15 protein-coding genes are annotated in these 19,780 nt (G+C 56.6%); 4 read left to right on the forward strand and 11 right to left on the reverse strand.

The genetic code is table 11. The annotated features are described in order from the left end of the window. Positions 1 to 14 precede the first annotated feature (14 nt). The 6 genes from KI379_RS27610 to KI379_RS27635 form a co-directional block, all read right to left on the reverse strand. Positions 15 to 1,973 (reverse strand): methyl-accepting chemotaxis protein, encoded by a 1,959-nt coding sequence (locus KI379_RS27610; RefSeq protein WP_244879486.1) that lies wholly within the window; start codon positions 1,971 to 1,973, stop codon positions 15 to 17. A gap of 371 nt (positions 1,974 to 2,344) precedes the next feature. Then, positions 2,345 to 2,761, reverse strand: coding sequence for a MerR family transcriptional regulator (locus KI379_RS27615; RefSeq protein ID WP_076171861.1), 417 nt, complete (start codon positions 2,759 to 2,761; stop codon positions 2,345 to 2,347). Positions 2,762 to 2,911: 150 nt separating this feature from the next. Continuing rightward, positions 2,912 to 3,319 (reverse strand): ribbon-helix-helix protein, CopG family, encoded by a 408-nt coding sequence (locus tag KI379_RS27620; RefSeq protein ID WP_076171863.1) that lies wholly within the window; start codon positions 3,317 to 3,319, stop codon positions 2,912 to 2,914. 131 nt (positions 3,320 to 3,450) lie between these two features. Continuing rightward, the gene (locus KI379_RS27625) at positions 3,451 to 4,818 is read right to left on the reverse strand and encodes an MFS transporter (RefSeq protein ID WP_076171865.1); all 1,368 of its coding nucleotides are present in this window, start codon (positions 4,816 to 4,818) and stop codon (positions 3,451 to 3,453) included. Between the two features lie 254 nt (positions 4,819 to 5,072). Beyond that, positions 5,073 to 7,358 carry a beta-glucosidase family protein gene (locus KI379_RS27630; protein WP_212985591.1) on the reverse strand — a complete coding sequence of 762 codons (2,286 nt, stop codon included), beginning with the start codon at positions 7,356 to 7,358 and terminating at the stop codon, positions 5,073 to 5,075. A gap of 305 nt (positions 7,359 to 7,663) precedes the next feature. Further along, entirely contained in the window at positions 7,664 to 10,174 is a 2,511-nt protein-coding gene (locus tag KI379_RS27635; RefSeq protein WP_212985592.1) for a GH39 family glycosyl hydrolase, read from the reverse strand. A 101-nt stretch (positions 10,175 to 10,275) separates the two neighbouring features. Between KI379_RS27635 and KI379_RS27640 the strand changes: the two genes are divergently transcribed. Next, complete coding sequence (locus KI379_RS27640) at positions 10,276 to 10,419, forward strand: hypothetical protein (RefSeq protein ID WP_167372887.1); 144 nt, start codon at positions 10,276 to 10,278, stop codon at positions 10,417 to 10,419. On the opposite strand, the gene KI379_RS27645 is transcribed toward KI379_RS27640, so the two are convergent. Continuing rightward, positions 10,416 to 11,357: an aldo/keto reductase family protein gene (locus KI379_RS27645; RefSeq protein ID WP_212985593.1), complete on the reverse strand. Its 942-nt coding sequence runs from the start codon at positions 11,355 to 11,357 to the stop codon at positions 10,416 to 10,418. The two genes, KI379_RS27640 and KI379_RS27645, sit on opposite strands and share 4 nt — an antisense overlap. A 211-nt stretch (positions 11,358 to 11,568) precedes the next feature. Between KI379_RS27645 and KI379_RS27650 the strand changes: the two genes are divergently transcribed. Further along, positions 11,569 to 13,116 carry an FAD-dependent oxidoreductase gene (locus KI379_RS27650; protein ID WP_076171873.1) on the forward strand — a complete coding sequence of 516 codons (1,548 nt, stop codon included), beginning with the start codon at positions 11,569 to 11,571 and terminating at the stop codon, positions 13,114 to 13,116. 41 nt (positions 13,117 to 13,157) lie between these two features. Next, a complete protein-coding gene (locus tag KI379_RS27655) occupies positions 13,158 to 13,478 on the forward strand; it encodes an antibiotic biosynthesis monooxygenase (RefSeq protein WP_076171875.1) in 321 nt (106 codons plus the stop codon). Between the two features lie 150 nt (positions 13,479 to 13,628). On the opposite strand, the gene KI379_RS27660 is transcribed toward KI379_RS27655, so the two are convergent. The 3 genes from KI379_RS27660 to KI379_RS27670 form a co-directional block, all read right to left on the reverse strand. Continuing rightward, positions 13,629 to 14,099, reverse strand: coding sequence for a hypothetical protein (locus tag KI379_RS27660; RefSeq protein WP_076171877.1), 471 nt, complete (start codon positions 14,097 to 14,099; stop codon positions 13,629 to 13,631). A gap of 122 nt (positions 14,100 to 14,221) precedes the next feature. Further along, positions 14,222 to 15,346, reverse strand: coding sequence for a nitric oxide synthase oxygenase (locus KI379_RS27665; protein WP_212985594.1), 1,125 nt, complete (start codon positions 15,344 to 15,346; stop codon positions 14,222 to 14,224). Positions 15,347 to 15,549: 203 nt separating this feature from the next. Continuing rightward, entirely contained in the window at positions 15,550 to 17,769 is a 2,220-nt protein-coding gene (locus KI379_RS27670; RefSeq protein ID WP_212985595.1) for an MMPL family transporter, read from the reverse strand. A gap of 374 nt (positions 17,770 to 18,143) precedes the next feature. On the opposite strand from KI379_RS27670, the gene KI379_RS27675 reads away from it, so the two are divergent. Further along, positions 18,144 to 18,704, forward strand: coding sequence for a TetR/AcrR family transcriptional regulator (locus KI379_RS27675; protein WP_240913409.1), 561 nt, complete (start codon positions 18,144 to 18,146; stop codon positions 18,702 to 18,704). 73 nt (positions 18,705 to 18,777) lie between these two features. On the opposite strand, the gene KI379_RS27680 is transcribed toward KI379_RS27675, so the two are convergent. Next, a complete protein-coding gene (locus KI379_RS27680) occupies positions 18,778 to 19,752 on the reverse strand; it encodes a DNA-3-methyladenine glycosylase family protein (protein ID WP_212985596.1) in 975 nt (324 codons plus the stop codon). Positions 19,753 to 19,780: the final 28 nt, after the last annotated feature.

Consider the following 19,780-nt stretch of genomic DNA (forward strand, 5'->3'; position numbering starts at 1 on the left):
CCTATTCATCGCCGTTAGATTTTAAATTGTGCGACCTGCTCGAGCAGCTGCTCAGCCAGCTTGTTCAGACTGGCCGCCGAAGAGGCAATCTCCTCAATGGAGGCAAGCTGTTCCTGGGCGGAAGCCGATACGGCCTGTGTGTTGCCTGCGGCTGCTTCGGAATACCCCTGAATGAGCCGAATCGACTGTTCGACGCTTTCGCCGCTCTGCGCAAGCGAGCGCGACGCCTCGGCGGCCGAGGCGATGTCCGCGCTGGCTCCTTTGACGGCCTTGCGGATCCGCGTGAACGACCGTCCTGTCAAATCCACCGCTTCGATGCCCTCGGACACCCTCGTCTTCGCGTCGTTCATGGCGGACAGAATCCGCGTCATCTCGCCCTTCATGCCGCTGACGAGCGCCTCGATCCGCTGGGCCGATTGCTCCGACTGCTCCGACAGTTTCCGCACCTCGATCGCGACGACCGCGAAGCCCCGTCCATGCTCTCCGGCCCTGGCCGCCTCGATCGACGCGTTCAGCGCCAAGAGATGGGTCTGCTGGGCAATGCCTGTGATCAAATTGACGATTTCGCCGATTTGGGCCGTACGCTCGTTCATCGTATCCACAATGCCGTCGAGATCGCTGACCGTCTCGTGGATGCTCTGGATTTTGTCCGTGACGCTGATCACGGCCGCGTTGCCTTCTTCCGCCGACTGGGTCGTCCGCTGCATCGTCTGCATGACATCGTCCATGTTGGCCCGAATCCGCTCGGACTCCTTGGACATGACCTCCATGCTCACCATGCTCTGCTCCACACTGCGAAGCTGCTGCTCACTTCCGACGGCAACCTCCTGGATGGCTTCGGTCACATGCTCGATCGCTTTGGTCGTCTGATCAGCGCCTGCAGCCAGCCCCTTGGCGGACGCGTTCACGTGATCCGTGATTTCCTGGACACTGATGATCATCGCGCGGAGATTGTCCACCATCGTCTGGAAGTGACGGCTGAGATTGCCGATCTCATCCCTCTTCGCCGTGTCCAGATCCTCCCGCAAATCCCCCTTGCTGATCCGCTCGGTCGCCAAGGTGAGCGCAGAAATCGGCTTAATGATCGAGCGGATATTGAACAGGATGATGGCCAGGGCGGCCAGAATGGATATCGAAATAACCAGGATCACCGTGTTGCGGATGCCGCTGACGGCACCGGCCACCTCTTTGTCGTACATCGTTCCGGCTATTTTCCACCCGGTGAGCTCGTTCGTCGTGAAGGACGCCCGCTTCTTCTCATTTTCGTATGTATAACTGAATTTTCCTTCTTGGCCGGCAAACAAATGCTTGGTCACCACTTCTTCCGCGGGTTCCCCCGTCTTGTCCGGATGCACCACATAGTTTTTTGCCGTATCGACGATCACGATGTATCCGTCCTTGCCCAGCTTCATTTGGGTCAGGCTGCGAATCGTATCCAGATTGAGCTCGATCGACATAACGCCTTTGCCTGATGGGAGCATCTGGGCGATGGAAGCGGACATTTGGCCGTTGGCCGCTTTAAACACAGGCGAGATGGTCGCGCCCTTCCCCTGCTTGATCGCCCGGATATACCAGTCCTGCTTGCGGACGTCGTATCGTTCCGGCAGCGGGTCCTCGGAGGCCCGGACGAAATCGCCGCTATCCGTGCCCAGCAATATATCCTTGACCTCCTTATGCAGGGTGAGATACTGCCTCAGCTGAGCCTTGAGCTCGCCTCCCTTGCCGGTGGGATCGCTTTCAGCACTGGCGACATAAGGCTGCTGAATCAGGTAAGCGAGATCATCCACCTTGGCCTGGATGTTCTGCGTGATGATCCGGTCAGCGGATTCGCTGCTCTCCAGGGCGTTGGTCATCAGCGTTCCCTCAATTTTCCCCTTGGCCGACTGGTAAGATAGCATTCCGATCATGACGCTGGGAATGATCAGCACGACGAGATACGATACCAGCAACTTTCGTTTAATGGACAGCGACATTCGTTTCACTAGCACTTTCCTTTCTACTGGGTAATCTGTATCTCCCACCCTCAAATTTGTTACTTGAGTCACGGTCTATATGAGCACATTATCATAGATTTTTTCTCGCTCATCCCCATAACATTTCTACATATATCCATTTTCTTTAAAAATTTTGAACTTATCAATAGGTAATAAGAACTAGTAAGGGCATTCTCAGGCGTCATTCATCCGAGAGAGTTCACGGAGAGTTCACGGCATTTTCTCCGATGGATACGCCGTTTTGCACAAAAAAAACAGCCTGGTGCTTTGCACCCAGACTGCTTGCCGGCTTGCTGCTGATTATTGACTCCCGGTAAATAAAATCATCGCTGTTTGCCTCTGAAGGCAGACTATCGTTTTAGCGCGTTCGTAATCCGTTCCTGCAGCGCCACGAGCTCTTCCCGAACGCGGGCGATCTCCTGGATTTTGACGTCCAGCAGGCCGATCTGCTTGGTAACCGCTTCTCCCATTTGCTCCAGCTCAGCCGTGCGCTGGTCGTCGTCGGACGAGGACGAAAACTTGCTGCGGTGGAGCTCCACCTGCTCATGAATCTGTAAATACTCTTGAATCTCCTGCAGAGAGAAGCCGAGCACCTTGCGGGCTAACACGATATTTTTCAAATGCTGCACGTCATCTTCTGTATATAAACGCATGCCTCCGTCCGAGCGCTCGGGTGATTTGATCAGGCCGATTTCCTCATAGTAGCGGATCGTGCGCTTGGTCAGGCCGGTTTCCTTCGCCACATCGTCAATTTTAAGCCAGTCCATTCCGTTCCTCCCATTCAAGGTTCTCCCCCAAGTATATCGTTCTCCCTAGCAGAATGCCAATGCGCAGACAGCGGCAGGCGGGGGACTCGGGGCAAATGAGAAAACAATCGAAACGCCGTCAGGCGCTCATGAATAGGGGGCAGAAAAGCACTAAACGCTGTCCTTCGGTTTTTCTCCGATCAAACCAAGCAAAAACATTTGGGAATAAGCAAACCCGCCATGAAGCTTCTGCACAATCGCGGGAACGGTCAGATCATGTTCCAGATACATCGAGAGGATGCGGTGCGTGAATTGTTTTTGATCCGTTAGAGAGAACTCCTGAAGCTGCTTTACAAAGTCCTTATCGATCTGCTCCCTCCCTCCTAGCTCCTGCTGCAGCCGGTAACCTGCCACATACAAATCAGCCGCCGTTTCTTCGTCGGTTTTGCGGTGCTCGGCGACATAATCGGCAATCCAGTCCCTGACCAGGGTGGAAGTATCCTTATGATTATCCTTTGCCGCCTGCTGAAAGCTTTCTTTCAGCTCTTTCGGGAGACGGATATGCAAACTTGAATCCATTGGTCGTTCCTCCTATTTTGGCATCCATATACGTACGATTTTATACATAATGTGTACACATTGTCAACACAAATGGCAAAAGCAAGGCAGCCAACCCTAAGATTGACTGCCTTGTCCAGCTGCATCGTAATTTAAGCCTGCTGCGCTTTGCGCTGCTCCAGCTCCTGAATGATTTCGGCGTATTTGCGGTCCGTCAAATTATAGAAGAAGATCAGGACCATCGCGCCCAGCGTCAGAATGGCCGGAGCCAGCGTGAGCGAAAAGGCGATGCCGTGCAGCGCGGTAACCGTCTGTGCCTGGTTAGCCACATACCCGGTCAGCGTAAGCAGAATACCAGAGAGCGAGCCGGCAAGCGCCGTCGCGACCTTCTGGGCGAAACTGAAGGATGCGTAGCTGATGCCTTCGGCCCGAACCCCGGTTTTCCATTCGCCGTAGTCAACCGAGTCTGCGGCCATCGTCCAGCCGACGACCCACGGCACGGTGAGAGTCAAGCCGATCAAAGCCGAGAAGATAAAGATCAGCGTAATGCTGCTGTAGCTCGTAAAGTACAGACACACGCTGCCGACGATCGTGATCAGAAAAGCAAGCTGAAGCGTGTTTTTCTTGCCGATTCTCTTTTCCACAAAAGGAACGCAGGCCATGCCGATCATGCCCATCAGAAGGACCACCGGGATGTAATACGCCGCCAGGTCCTCCCGGCCTACATTATATTTGAAATAATACGCCGGAATGGCGAAGAAAATCGTATTGGCTCCGCCGCTCAGCATCATCGCAAAGGACGAGAGCAGGAGCGGTCTGTTTTTCGCTAACGTTTTCAATCCGCCCTTGGTGCTGACTTCCTTCTGGATCGGAATCCGCTCCTGTGTGCTCTTGAAGCAGCCCAGCAGCAGCACGATCGCTACGATGGCGTACAGCCCCACCGTGTATTGATAGCCTTTGGCGGTGTTGTCGCCACCGAACCAGCTGGCCAGCGGGCTGGTGGCATACGATACGATGAGCGTCGCAACATTGGCGAAGATCATGCGGTATGTCATCAGCTTCGTGCGGTCTCTCTGATCCTGTGTAATGACAGGCGACATGGCCGAATAAGGAATGTTGACCAGGGAATACAGAAATCCGAGCAAAATATAAGTCACGTACGCATAAACCAGTTTACCGGTGTTCCCCATATCCGGCGTCGAGAAGCATAATACGAACATAACCGACAGCGGAATGCTGCCGAATAATAAATAAGGTCTGAAGCGTCCCCATCTTGAATTCGTTTTATCGACGATCATCCCGATGATCGGGTCAAAAATGGCATCCAAGAACCGGGCGACCAGAAACAGCGATGCGACGGCCGCCGGGCTGATGCCGTAGACATCCGTGTAGAAGAACATCAGGTATACCGACGTCATGCCCCACACGAAGTTGTTGGCCGCGTCGCCCAGCCCGTATCCCATCATTCTGAACGAGCTGAGCTTGCCGTACACTGATGCCGCTGATGTTTTAGCTCCCATGTGATTGCCCCACTTTCAAAAAGTCTTCATTCAGGATGTTTAGGTGAGCTCCTGATATATTCAATTATAGGAAACGCTTGATATCGCTTTCATCGCGTTTTTTGCTCAGAACCTTCACGTTTTTTGTTGAACCGGTCCGGCTGCATCCGGTCCCGGCGGCAGTCAGGGGAATCATGATGCCCGAAAAGCGCAAAAAAGGTACAGCCGTTCCAATGAACAGCTGTACCTTATAGAGTGAACGTTATGGGCTGTGCTTAAACCTTCGTCTGGTGAACCGTAGCAAGCAGCTCGTCGACCATCGATTCAGGCGAGCGCTCAATCAGCATTTCCTGACCGTACAGCTGGATCAGCTTGATGAGCGGAAAGTCACCAAGAAACTCAAGCGACTGTTCGCTTAGCGAAACCGGATCGGAAATTTGCCCGTTCATACGCTCCATGAACCGCTCCAGCACTTCCCGGGACAGGGACTCCGCCATCCAATCGCGAATGAGGCTGTATCGGTGCAGACTTGGACTCTGCTGCGCCTCAAAAGCCATGTCTACCCGTGCCGTCGCGCGGATATCCGCAGAGGAGCTGCCGGCCATAAGCATAAACCAGCCGCTTTCCGCAACCCATTGCCCCCGCTTGGGATCATAGTAAGAGAAATCCCGCGGGGTCAGCGTAAAGACGGCAGTCTTCGTTTCCCCGGGCTCCAGCTGCAATTTGCAGAAGCCTTTCAGCTCCTTGACCGGCCGGATCAGGCGGCTCTCTTCGTCCTGAACATAGAGCTGGACGACTTCCTGACCCGCGAGGTCCCCCGCGTTACGGATATCCACTTCGACCGTCGCCACCCCGCCGGCAGTGCGGACGCGCAGGCCGCCGTACTCAAACGACGTGTAGGACAAGCCGTGGCCGAACGGGAACAGCGGCTCAAGCTCCTTTTTGTCGTAATAGCGGTAACCGGTAAAAATCCCTTCGCTGTACACCGCCTGCTGGTTGCCGTCGCCGAACGTAAGGTAGGACGGCGTGTCTGACAGCTTCACCGGGAATGTCTCGGACAGCTTGCCGGAAGGATTCACACGCCCAAACAGGATGTCCGCCACGGCCCGGCCGCTGCCCTGTCCGGACAGCCACATCTCCAGCACGGCCGGCACGCCGCCGATCCATTCCTGCATCGCCACCGCCGTACCGTTGCACAGGACGACGATGCAGTTCGGCTGAGCCGCGGCAACTTCCTGGATTAGCTTCACCTGTACCGGCGGCAGGTCGATCGTCTTGCTGTCGTAACCTTCGGATTCCGTGCCTTCAGGCTGGCCGACGAAAAGGACAGCCGCTTCGGCCTGGATGGCCAGCCACACGCTCTCTTCGATCAGAGCGTCGTCCGGCTCGTTGTCGTTGCGGTACCCTTCCGCGTACGCCAGACGGTCCTCCCCGCCAACCATCGCCGCGATTTCATCGTACGGGATGTCCAGGCGGGTCGGGGTTACCCGTGCGCTGCCGCCGCCCTGGTAGCGCGGCTTCTTCGCCTTCTGGCCGATAACGGCCAGCCGACGGAGCTTCCCGGCCGCAAGCGGCAGGATGCCGTTCTCATTCTTCAGGAGAACGATGCTCTCCGCTGCGGCCCGGCGCGCCAGCTCGTGGTGCGCGTCCACGTCCCAAGGCTGCCGCGCCTCCTTGCTGCCGGCTGCGGCAGTGACCTTGGCAACCAGCTCCAGCATGCGCCGCACGGACGCATCCAGCACGCTCTCGTCCAGCTCGCCGCTCCGCACGGCGGAAACCAGCTTCACGGCGTTGTATTTCGCCGGCCCCGGCATTTCCAGGTCAAGCCCGGCCCGCAGGCTCTTCAGTCGGTCGTGGACCGCCGTCCAGTCCGACATGACGACCCCGTCATAGCCCCATTCCTCGCGCAGCACCTGGCGCAGCAGAAAATCATGCTCGCTGGTATAAGTACCATTCAGCAGGTTGTACGAGGTCATCACCGTCCAAGGATTCGCCTTCTTGACGATGATTTCAAATGCGGTCAAGTAGATTTCCCGCAGAGTGCGTTCATCCACAACGGAATTCGAAACCATCTTCTCGGTCTCCTGATTGTTGCCGGCAAAATGCTTGACCGATGCGCCGACGCCCATGCGCTGCAGCCCGTTCACCATGGCCGCGCCCAGCTCACCGGTCAGCACCGGGTCCTCGGAATAATACTCGAAGTTCCGTCCGCCAAGCGGAGAACGCTTCATATTGACGCCAGGTCCAAGCAGAATCTGCGTATCCAGCGTCAGACTTTCCCGGCCGAGGGCTTCGCCCACTTCCTCAATGAGCTCCGTGTTCCAGGTGGACCCCAGCGCCACGCCGGTCGGATAGCAGGTCGCCGGCATATTTTCCGAAAACAATCCCATTTCCTGCGTGCTTCCGGGCTTGCGGACGCCGTTAGTACCGTCAAACATCGTAATGGACGGAACGCCCGCCCGTTCAATCTCTTGCGTCTTCCACATGTCGGCCCCCGCGACGAGCGCCGCTTTCTCTTCCAGGGTCAGCGATTTCAGCAGCTTATCTATGGATGTATTCATGATGACTCATTCCTTTAATCATGGATTGTACATAGATTGAACTAAAGTTTTGCATGGAACTTCCTGTTATATAACGGTCCAATCGGCCCTATAACATCCATTTCTTTAGTTCATGCTATGTAGACGTTTGCAGAATCAACAAATGACTGCTTGTTCTCATTCTAACCCTGAAGCAAAAGCCCGTTCTTGTTCTCTTTTGCCTAAAAGCACCCCTTTTTTTGCGGTCATCCCCGGCTGCTGCAGGCATATCGCAAACAGCCCCGAATTTCCGTTCGGCACAGGAACGGGAAATTTCGGAGCTGTGTTCAATACTGTTTATGGAGCGTGATCAGCTGCACGCCGTGCGGCGGTACGGTGACCCGAACGGTATAGGAAGAAGCCGCCCGGATTTGGGAGACCTTCAAGTCAGGCCCGCTTTGGCGGCGCAGATAGGCGACCTCATCCTTACTGGGAAAGTCCGGCGCTCCCATCGCCTGCCATGCGTCAAACACCGATCCGTGCTCCCGGTCCAGGGTATAGTGCGACACCTTGTAATCCCCCTGCAAACCGCGAATGTCGAGGCTGACGTCCAGCGCCTCCTTGCTTTCAAACACGTCGTACCGGTTTTGCTCGCTGATGCCCGACCATTCGCCCTTGGCGTACAAGCTGTCCACATGTGTATAGTTGTACAGCAGCACCTGGATGTCTCCGTTCTCCTCGGTCGCGATATAATACGGACCCCTGGCCAAGATCCGGCGGCCGAGCTTGTTCAGCAGCGCAAAAGCGTAATAGGAGGGCTTCTTGAGCCCGTGCATGCTGATCAGCCCGAATCCGCCGTGAAACGGGCTGTCGCCCGCCCGCATCTCCTCAAAAATATCAGTGAACGTCCAAAACCCGAGCGACTGCAGCAGGCCGATGGAATCCACCGCGTTTTTGATAATAAACGGCGCCATGAACATCGTGTCATGCAGCAGATTGTGCGGATACAAGGAAAAGTTCCATTCCGTCAGATGCAGCTCCAAAGCCTCCGCCGGAGAATCGGCGATCCGTTCGCGGACTTTGTGGATCGTATCCACAAAAAATTCCGGCGGCTGTGTATGGGATAGACCACCGGAGTGCTCGTCCCCGGGCCAATATTCCGAATAGCTGTGGAAGGAAAAAAAATCGATATCTACCCGGTGTTCGTGGCAGTACTGCAGGAAGGTCTGAATCCAGTCCGTCTCCCACACGGTAATATAATTCAGCGCCGGCCCGCCGACCCGGAGATCCGGCGAGACCGACTTGATCGCCAGCGCGGTGGCGGCGTAAAATTCGAAATATTCCTCCTTCGTCCCCGACCAGCAGATCTCGATGGCATCCGGCTCGTTCCACACTTCAAAGTACCACTGCCGCACCTCTTCCATGCCGTAGCGGTTGACCAGATGCCGGACAAACTGGCGGATGAGTTCCGACCACTTGGCCATATCCTTCGGCGGCGATATGTTCCCTTTCCACCAAAAGAGGGTCTCATCCGAACGCTTCAGCTTGCCGGGCATAAACCCGAGTTCAACGAAGGGACGTATCCCTTGACCCAGCAAAAAATCGTACAGCTCATCGGCATAACTCCAATTGTACCGCGGAGTCCCGTCCTCGGATTCGTCGTAAATCATCATCTCGTCATTGAAAATGCCGTGGAACCGGATATGTTGAAACGGCTGCTCCGCCTGGATTTCCGCCAGCTGCTTCCGCCAGTCTTCGCGCAGCCCTTCGGCGGCCCTTCCCGCCGTCAGCAGCCGGTTCCAGTGAGGCTCGTACGATTCTCCGGGAGCGGCCGCATCCAGAACGAGGCTTTCCTCAACGCTTCGGGCAGGGGTGGGCGTCACGGACGGTGCCGCGGCTTCAACCTGCGGCAGATGCCGGTACAAGCCCTCCAGCACTTTTACCGTATCGACCTTGATGTAGGAGCCGCTCTCGGATGTATCCCTCGTAAAAGGAAGATGCTTGTCATCCGCTCCTCCGCTCTGCCGCTCATGCTTCTGCCGGTACTCGGAAGGCGTCACGCCCATTTTTTCCTTAAAGCTTTTGTTAAACAGCTTTACATTGGCGAACCCGCAGTCCGCGGCGATGTCGATAATGTTGCTCGTCGTCTCCCTCAGCATCGTCTCCGCTTTTTCCAAACGGATGAGGGTCAAATATTTCTGAAAGGAGATGCCGATCTTGCTTTTGAAAAAGTGGGAGAAATAATAGAAGCTCAGATGCTCCTGTTCAGCCATCTGCTTCAGGTTGATTTTGTACATATAGTTCTCGTCCACGTATTGAATGATCCGGCGAAGGCGCTCGAGATCTACGTCGCTCGCATTCGCGCTGTCGTCCAGCCGCTCCGCGGTCGCGAAATATCGAACCAGCTGGCCCAGCAAGAGATGCAGATGCCCCATCACTTTGTCGCTGTAGCCATCCTCCCGCTTGTTCAGCTCCCACATCATTTGGGCAAGACCGGAGCGGATGGGCGCAAAGCGGGCTTCGTCCGCACCCCGGGCGTTCACGGAGCTGCAGTCGATCCGGTTTTTGGACTGCTGCGGCTGGGCCTGGACCGTCCCTGGATCGACCTGCAGGGTAAGCAGGACGTTGGCCTCGCCAGTCTTGTCGATTTTGTGCACGTCCATGCTGTTGATGACCAGCAGATCCTCTTCCCGCAGAATCAGCCGCTCCTGGGCGACATGGATTTCCACCGAGCCTTTGAGGACGTAGATCAGCTCCAGCTCTTTATGCCAATGAAACGGAATATGGTCAATGCTGTTGATGAACAGCGTAAAAGGCATATGCTCATGGTGCTCGATAAACTCGTATCTGTGTTTCAATCCGATTTCCTCCACTTGGCTTTCTTGCCGCAACAGATTCAACGTAGAACTACTTTACAAGCTGCTCCGCCCGATGTAAAGCTGCAGCACGGCGGGGGTCCTTGGCGTATCTAGAGCATTCCCGTTATCCGGTTGCCATAGACGAGCGATATATTCTCGGTCTGGAGAAAAAAAAGACCGCCCCGAGCGCGGTATCGGGATACCTGCTGCAGGACGGCCTTCGCCATGCCTTATTCGATCATTAGGAGTTCAAAATTTGTTCGATCCGTTCCAGCACGTCCGCCGAAAGCTCAATGCCCGAGGCCTTCACGTTCTCGGTGACCTGATCCGGACGGCTTGCGCCCACCAGCGCGCTTGCCACATTCGGCTGCCGCAGAATCCAGGCCAGGGCCAGCTGGCCTACCTTGATGTCCAGCTCGGCGGCGACCTTCTCCAACTGGCGCACCTTGGCGATCTTCTCTTCGCTGATGCGGTCTTCCTTCCAGCCGAGCTTGGCGGCGCGGCTTCCTTCCGGAGCCTGGCCGGGTGCCGTGTATTTGCCTGTCAGCAAGCCTTGCGCCAGCGGCGAGTAAACGACCTGGCCGATACCCTTCGCTTCGCCGAGCGGAATAACCTCGTGCTCGATCTCCCGCTGAAACATATTGTATACCGGCTGGTTTACGACGATGCGGTCCAGCAGGTAGCGGTCAGCCGTGCCGAGCGCGGCCTCCATCTGCGCCGCGGTCCACATGCTGACGCCGACGTACATCACCTTGCCCTGGCGAACCAGGTCATCCAGCGCCCGCAGCGTTTCGTCGATCGGCGTATCGGCATGATACCGGTGGCAGTAGTACAGGTCCACATAGTCGTGGCCCAGCCGCTTCAGGCTGGCATCGCACTGCTCCATAATGTGCTTCCGCGACAGTCCCTGATCGTTGGGGCCGTCCCCCATTTTTCCGAACACCTTGGTTGCCAGTACGTAAGACTCCCGCGGGTACGCCTTCAGCGTCTGCCCCAACAGTTCCTCGGCCGCACCCCGCTCGTACACATTGGCCGTGTCAAAGAAATTTACGCCTTCGTCATAGGCCGTCCGGATCGCCTGAACCGCATTTTCGCGCTCCACGTATCCGCCGTAAGTCAGCCAGCTGCCCAGGCTGATTTCACTCACTTTCAGTCCGCTTCTTCCCAGTCTCCGGTATTTCATCGTTGCATCAGCGCCTCCTTGTTCATATCGGGATTCCCCAATTGGCCGCCCTAAGGCAGGTTTTCTGCCCGCCAGCAGGACGATTTAGGCTTTCCCTACTATTGTAAACAACCCCCGCAGGGAAGAAAAGCCGCCGCCCGGGCAAGCTCCGTTTCTTTTTGGCGAAAAGTGGTAATAAATGAAATGAAAATACTTAGGAGGCTACGATGCTATGCAACCATCTGAACCGATATCCAATGAGCTGCCGCAGTACCCTGAATCTTTATGGAGAGCGACAACGGACCTCCCTTCCTTTCCGCGTCTGGCGGAAGACATCAAGGTGGACGTTGCTATCGTAGGCGCGGGAATTGCGGGCATTACGACCGGGTACTTGCTTGCCCGGGAAGGGCTGAAGGTCGCCCTGGTCGAAGCGGGGAACGTACTGAACGGCACCACCGCACATACGACCGCCAAAATTACAGCCCAGCACGGCATGCTGTACGATGAACTGCTGAGCCATTTCGGGCAGGAACGGGCATCCATGTATTATCAGGCCAACCGGGATGCGCTGCAATTTATCCGGGATACGGCGTCCAAGCTGAATATCGACTGCGGTCTCCATGAAGAAGACGCCTATGTATATATGGAGAAGGATAAGGATCTCAATAAGCTGGAGAAGGAATTTGAGGCTTATGAAAAGCTGGGCATCCCCGGCGAATGGGTGAACAAGCTGCCGATTCCTCAGTTCGCATCGGGTGCCATCAAGCTGCCGGGACAAGCCCGGTTCCATCCGCTGCATTATTTGCGGCGCCTGCTGGAAGAGTTCGTGAAGGCTGGCGGACAAGTGTATGAGAATACGACGGTCCATAAGGTGGACAAGGAGGGACCGTTAACGGTCGTCACCTACCGCGGAAGCCACAAGATTCAATGCAGCCATGTCGTCGCCGCTACCCACTTCCCGTTCCTCGATGAAGGCGGCTTTTATTTCGCGCGGCTGCATGCCGACCGCTCGTATGCGCTGGCTATGAAGCCGGAAACGGCGTTTGCCGGCGGCATGTATATCAGTGCGGACAAGCCGACGCGCTCGCTGCGGGCCGCCTCCTGGAACGGTGAAGAGGTGGTCATCGTCGGCGGCGAAGGGCATAAAACCGGGCAGCATATGTGCACCTTCTCCTACTATGAGGCGCTCGAAGCCTATGGCGGCAAGCTGCTGGGCAGCAAAGGCATTCCTTTCCGCTGGTCCACCCAGGATCTGGTCACCATTGACAAGGTGCCGTACATCGGACAAATTACGTCCAAGGACGAAGGGATCTATGTGGCAACCGGCTTCAACAAATGGGGCATGACCAGCGGTACCCTCGCCGGGCGGATGTTATCGGATCAAATCATCGGCAGGGACAATCCGTACAGCGAGCTGTACACGCCGTCCCGTTTCCTCGCCGACCCGTCAATTATGAACCTGGTGAAGGAAAATGCCGATGTGGCCGGAGAGCTGATTTCCGGCAAAGTCGGCCTCGTCCACACCCGGATTGAAGACCTGAATCCTGACGAAGGCGCCGTCGTCCGCCATAACGGAAAAAAAGCCGGTGCTTATAAAGACCCGGAGGGCAATCTTCATCTGGTGGATAACACGTGTACGCATATGGGCTGCGAGACCGAGTGGAACGCGGCGGAGCGGACCTGGGACTGCCCTTGCCATGGCTCCCGGTTTTCCTATGACGGGGTCGTGTTTGAAGGACCGGCTATCAAGCCGCTTGAGAAACTGGATGCACACGAGTAGACTGAATTAAGGAACGATACCACAATCGGAGGCGATTCCTTATGATAGTCATCACCAATACGATTTTGATCAAGGAAGGGCACGGACAAGCCGTGGCCGAGCGTTTTGCGAATGCCAAGGGCGTGCAGGACATGCCAGGCTTTGTCCGGATGGAGGTATGGCTGGGCAAGAGCAAGGAGGCGGAAGCCGAGGAACTGAAGGTGTCCACCGTCTGGGAGGACGAGGCGTCGTTTAAAAACTGGACGCAGAGCGAGTCCTTCCGCGCTTCTCACCGCGGGGCCGGAGGCAGCAAGGACGTCCTTCTCGGCTCTACGCTGAACCAGTATGAGCTCGTCGTCAGCCCCTTGAACGCAGCGGAATAAGCAGTATGCTGTAGTGCAGGCGGATATTGCCCGACAACCAAAAAAGGATAGGTTCGAGAGATCCGAAGGGTCTGCCGAGCCTATCCTTTATTATTTTATAAGATGTAGTTGATCCAACTCTGACCCCGCGGCAGCCGGTTCCGACTGACATCAGGCGATGCCTGCCTCGGCTCCCGCTTCCTCCACCTGAAGCCGGTATGCATACAGCGACTCGTCGATAATGGCGCTCATCATGGGCAGATCCGCTTCGGGAATCAGCTCCAGCGCATAGTTCCATGCGTTCTCTTCAATCTGCAGCGCCACGCGCATCCGCTGTTCCTCAGTAAGATTCATGTCTTCCAGCGATTCGGAGAGCGCAGGCAGCTCCGGATCCGCGGCATGCCCCAGCTCATGGGCCAGGACAATCGTAAAATACTCCTCCACCCGGTCCAATGATCCGAACATCTGCATGCATTGTTCCTCGATCACACCGGTATACATCGTGATCCGCTTGGAAACCATCCCGTACTTGCCGCCGATCAGGCGTCCATCCCGGGACCGTGTTCTCAGACGGACCTGAACGCCCAGTCCCGACCGTCCGACCAGCTCACGGATGATTTCGTTCAAATATATGGTGTTCAACGCTCTATCTTTATCCCCTTTAATGTCAAATAACCTAATAAATCATTATACGACGCAGCAGGCGAAAAGCAACAAGCAATCAAGCACTTTTTTCGGGTTTGCAGGGTGTCGGAGTCGATAAGCTAATGGTGAAAAGGGCATCCCGCATGTACAGGCGTAGCGTTTGACGCCTCTCTCTTAAAGAAGTTTGGCGTCTTGACCGTGTTGTCATACGAATGGTGAAAAATATGGGTCGTCGCCGGCGATAACGGCGGGATTAACCACGTCCAGTTCCCGGTAACCTCTCTGCCGCTCCTGGCTTCCCGCTCTTCAAACAGCCGGAACTGGGAAGCCGCCGTATGGTGATCCACCATGCTGACCCCCGCCTGCTTGTAAGAATGCAGCACGGCGACGTTCATCTCGACGAGTGCGCGGTCCCGCCAGAGCGAGGTTTCGCTCGCTGTGGACAGGCCCATCAGCTCCGCCACCCGCGGCAGCATGTTATACCGCTGTTCATCGGCGAAATTTCGCGCACCGACCTCGGTCACCATGTACCAACCGTTAAACGGAGCGGCCGTATAGCGGATGCCGCCGATCACGAGTTCCATATCGGAAATGATCGGCACGGCGTACCAGCGCAGGCCCAGCTCAGCGAAAGCAGGCATATCCGGATGCGTGATCGGCACTTCCATGACCAGCTCCGGCGGAATGGGAAACAGCTCAGGCACGCCTTTCCCGCCTTGAATGACAAGAGGAAGGACGTCGTAGGGCGTCCCTTCTCCCGTCCAGCCCAGCTTCTTGCACAGCCTCGTAAACAGAACGGAAGCCGGATCACCGGTGACCGTCCCGCCGTTCTCGTACCCCGCATAGCGGATCAGCTGGTGGTTCAGGATGCGGATATCGCTCATGCCGGGTACCGACGGCCTAAATACCGTGATCGTCGGCACAATTTTGCCGCCGCCCGTGCCGCGTTCGATATGACGCAGCAGCGCATCGGCAATGTCGCCGGGGCGCTCAAGGCCCCGCTCATCGATGACCTGCATCGAGTCCCAGAACAGGCGGCCGATGCAGCGGTTGCTGTTGCGCCATGCCATTTTTGCCCCGTGAACCAGTTCCTCGTACGTATGCTCATACGTTCCGGTCTCTTCAATGCTGGCCCTGATTTCCGCCAGCCTCCGGACGGTCTCGGCCTCCGTCTTGCCAAGCTCCTGATAACACAATAATATATATTCTTCCGCATCACTCTGCAGAACGTCATACACCTTCATGCCGCGTTCACCTCGTCGTTCGTAAAAAGGGTCTGTCTCTCCCTATTATAAGCCAGACGCTGAAGCCACAGCCGTGTAAGGCTTGAGCAAATGGTGAATCTTGCGGCAGTCTGGATGAGCAGGGTTGGGCGGCGGACGAGAGATGTTCGGTGGCAGTACAAAAGAGGAGCCCCTGAAAAACAGGGACTCCTCTTTAGGATGAATCAGGACGGCATGCCGGCTTTGGTGTTCTCGGCCTCCGTATGGGAAGACGGCCAGAAAGCAAAGCGGCCCAGCAGCGCCGTAATGGCCGGCACGAGAAACGGCCGGACGATGAAGGTGTCCAGCAGGACACCCGCGGCGGTAATGATGCCGAACTGGACCAGCACCTGGATCGGCAGCGAGGCGAGCACCGCGAAGGTCCCGGCCAGAATGAGGCCGGCGGAGGTGATGACCGAGCCCGTCTCGGACACGCCCTCCTGGATCGCCTGCTTTAACGGCATATGCTTCCGTTTTTTCCAGATGCTCGAGATCATGAAGATGTTGTAGTCCTCGCCCAGCGCCACCAGGAACACGAATGAATAGAGCGGAATCGCTCCTTGGATCGCGTCTGCGCCAAGCCCGTAATGGATGATGAGCCAGCCCAGGCCAAGCGCCGAGAAATAAGACAAAATAACAGTCAAAATCAAATATACCGTTGCGGTGATCGACCGCAAATACATGAGCAGCAGCAGGGTGATCATGCCGATGACGACCGGAATAATGACCATCGTGTCGCGGTCGCCGGTCTCGCGGGTATCGTATTGTTCGGCGGTCTGGCCGCTGATCCACACTTTACCCGCCGGGGAACCCACCCCCGCCGCCTGAAGCGCCTGCTCTGCCGTGCTCCGCAGGTGGGGAATCTGGTCCATCGCTTCGCTGGAATAAGGATTCATGTCCAGCGTGACGTCATACGCGATAATATTGGCGTTTTGACTGCCCGGCTGCCCTTTTGACACTTCATCCACATATGGCAGCTCCTTCAGCTTCTGCCCCAGGCCATCCGTCTTGCCTTCTGTATTGACCATAATTTTCACCGGGGCCAGTTCCCCGGGGCTGAACTGCTTCCCGATCGTATCGAAGCCTTCACGCGAGGCCATATCTTTCGGAAAAGATGACATAATATCGTAGGTAAACTTCACCTGGCTGGATACGGAAGCGAGCGCGCCCAGCACGATCACCGTCACAATGACGATCATCCAAGGTCTGCGGACCACGAGCCGGCTGGCAAAGCCGGGATGCTTCGGCTTGCGGGCGGGTACCGGTTTGCCCTTCTTGCGGGCCCGTTCCTCTTCCATCTCCGGCGTACGGGGAACGAACGGATAGAACGACGTCCGCCCGAAAATCGCCAGCAGCGCAGGTACCAGCGTCAAACTTGCGATCACCATCACAAGAATAGAAACGCTGAACGGAACCGCAAAACGGTGGTATGCCCCGTACTTCGCCAGCAGCAGGGCCAGCAGCGACAGAACCACCGTGAAGCCGCTCATGGCGATCGCGCCTGAGGATTCCGTCACTGCCCGCAGCAGCGCCCGGGTCTTGCTCTCTTCTTCCTTCAGCAAATGGCGGAAGTGCGAGATCAGGAACAGACAATAGTCCGTCCCGGCCCCGAACAGCAGCACCGTCATGATCGAAACGGCTTGGGAGTCCACGGTGATCCAGCCCTTCTGGGCCATCAGGCCGAGCAGGGGGCTGACTGCGCCATACGCAAAGCCGACCGCGATCAGCGGAATCAGCGCCAGAATCGGCGAGCGGTAAATAAGCAGCAGGATGACCAGCACCAAAATGACGGTGGACATGAGCAGCTTGAAATCCGCGTTCTTGAAGAGGCCGGTCGCGTCGATCGAAATGCCGACCGGACCGGTGACGCGGACGCTGAGGTCCGAACCGGAGTTATGGCTTGCGGCGAAGGGATCCTGCCCGGTTTCATGCGTGATCCCGGACTTCAGCTGCTCCACCCCTTCTTTCAGCTGGTCGCTGTCTGCGCTTTTCTCGAACAGCACGGGGGTGACCAGCGTGCTCTGGTCCTCGGACAGCATCGCTTTCAGCGCGGCCTCCGGCATTTGATGAAATGGCGGAACCGAATCCTGATAAGGCACCGGATTCGCGCTCCATCCGGCATACACCTTCTGCACATGCTGTAAATCATCGTCTTTCAGCCCGCCTTCACGGTGCCAGACCAGCAGGGCGGGAACCCCTGCATCGCTGCTGAACTGCTCCTCCGCGATGCGTTCAGCCTGAACCGAAGGCTTGGCGCCGTCCAGATTGGCCGCATTGTTCTGGACCTCGCTGTTGACCATCGGCCAGATGGCACTCAGCACGCCCACGATGATGACCCAAACGGCCAGCGTGATCCATTTGCTTCTTTTTCCGGCGACCCAGCGCCCGTATCCGGAATCCCCCATATTCTGCTCCTCCCCACCTGTTACAGGTGCCAAAATGGTATAGTATAAGTACATGTTCATGCCGATAAAGTGCGGCTTCCGCAGGCTCCGTGATACAATATGGTACAGTACGGACCGCCGTACTTTTCAGCCTTATCAGGCGGCATACAATCGCAGAATTCAATGAAAAGCACATCCGCTATTACCATGCCACATTAATTATATATACCGGAAGGTTAATTATCAATCAGGATTTAGAACAGGATTGTGGAATTACTGGAGGACAACGATCAACTACTTAGATTATGGAGGACAACGATATGGAACAATCTCAGGGAAAACATCCGGCTAAACGCTCCCCGGGCCGGCCCAAACGCCGGCAGGAGGACACTCCCATGAACGAATTCATCCTGAAAACAGCGTCCGCCCTGTTCATGGAGTACGGCTATGAGCCGGTCTCGCTGCAGCAAATTGCCCAGGTATGCGGCGTAACCAAAGCTTCCATTTACTATCACTTTGAAAATAAAGCCCAGCTCTTCACGGCGGCTGTCACCGCCATGATGCAGAAGGCGCGCAATGCTTCCCTGCGGATTATGCAGCAGGACAAGCCGCTCTACGACCGGCTCGTGGAGCTGGCCGAGAACAAGCTTCGTTTCCCGCACGGAGACTTTGAAACGATCATGCGCGATGCCAGCGCCTCGCTGGCGCCCGAACAGCTGGAGGAAATCCGCGTCAGCGAGGACCAGATTCACGATGTGCTTACCGTCAGCTTCACCGAGGCGATCAAAAACGGGGAGGTGCGCTCCGCACACCCGCTCCTTATGGCGCACACGCTGGCATCCATGCTGATGATCGGCAACCGGGAGATTGCCAAAGAATTCGCCCCGTCTGCGGGTGAACTGGCCCAGGAGATCGTCAACATGTTCTGGAACGGGGTCGGCGTGCAGGAAGCGTAGCGGTCAGGACTGGCTGAAGGCGGCCTCGATGGGTTGGTGGCTGCGGCTCGATTATGGCGTAGGTCAGCCGCCGCTATTCTTCCGAGGCTTTCCGGGCCGACTTGCCGCGGACAGGCTTCTTCTGTTCCTTCTCCTGCTTCTGCCGCAGCTTCCACTCGTCGAGCCAGGCCCATAAGTAGTAAGCGGCGTAGCTCCGCCATGGCGACCAGCTGCGGCTGATCTCCAGCATGAGGGGAGAAGGCGGCTGGCTGTCAAAGTCCCACAGCACTTTCATCGCATTTTTCAGTCCGATGTCATCAGCCGGGAAGAAATCGGTTCGGCCCACGCTGAAAAGCAGGAAGCACTCGACCGTCCATTTGCCGACGCCGCGGATCGGGAGCAGCCGATTGAAAATCTCTTCGTCCGCAAGGTCCGGCATGGCGTTAATATCGAGGGAGCCGTCCGCTACCTGCCGCGCCAGGCCAGTAATATACTCGGCTTTGCGGCGGCTGAACTGCAGCGGCAGCAGCTCGTCGGGTTCGAGCGCGGCCAGCGCTTCCGGCTTCGGGAAGCTGTAGAGCGTATGGTCCCCGATCGTCACGGGGGTGCCGTACTGCTCGGTGATTCGCGAGACGAGCGAAGCGGCAAAGCTCAGGTTCATCTGCTGGCCGATAATCGTCCGCACCAGATTTTGAAACAGATTCGGCTCCAGCAGTATTTTCAGCCCATGAAGCCCCGGAAGAATGGAGCCAATAACAGGCTCATCCTGAAGCTGCGCATAGAACGGCCTGAGGTCCACATGGTTGGACAGCATTTTGCCTACATACGCCCGGATGGCTTCGGTTTCCTTCGAATTACAGGCCTGCAGCAGATCCACCTCCGCCGCCGGTCCCTGGTCGGTCTCCACCAAGGACACGGTGACCGGAATGTCGCGCCCTTCCGCCGGAATCACCTTCGTGAATACCGGGTATTCCGGATGAGCCAGCACGAGCCGGGGGTTTTGCCCCCTGACCGCGACCATGGTTCGTTCGATGCTAAAGGGCGTAAGCAGCGGGATCGTTTCTTTCATGTTCCGTACCTCCTGACTCCTGTAAAGT

The sequence above is a fragment of the Paenibacillus cineris genome (genome assembly GCF_018333335.1).
GTDB classification, from domain to species: domain Bacteria; phylum Bacillota; class Bacilli; order Paenibacillales; family Paenibacillaceae; genus Paenibacillus_AQ; species Paenibacillus_AQ favisporus.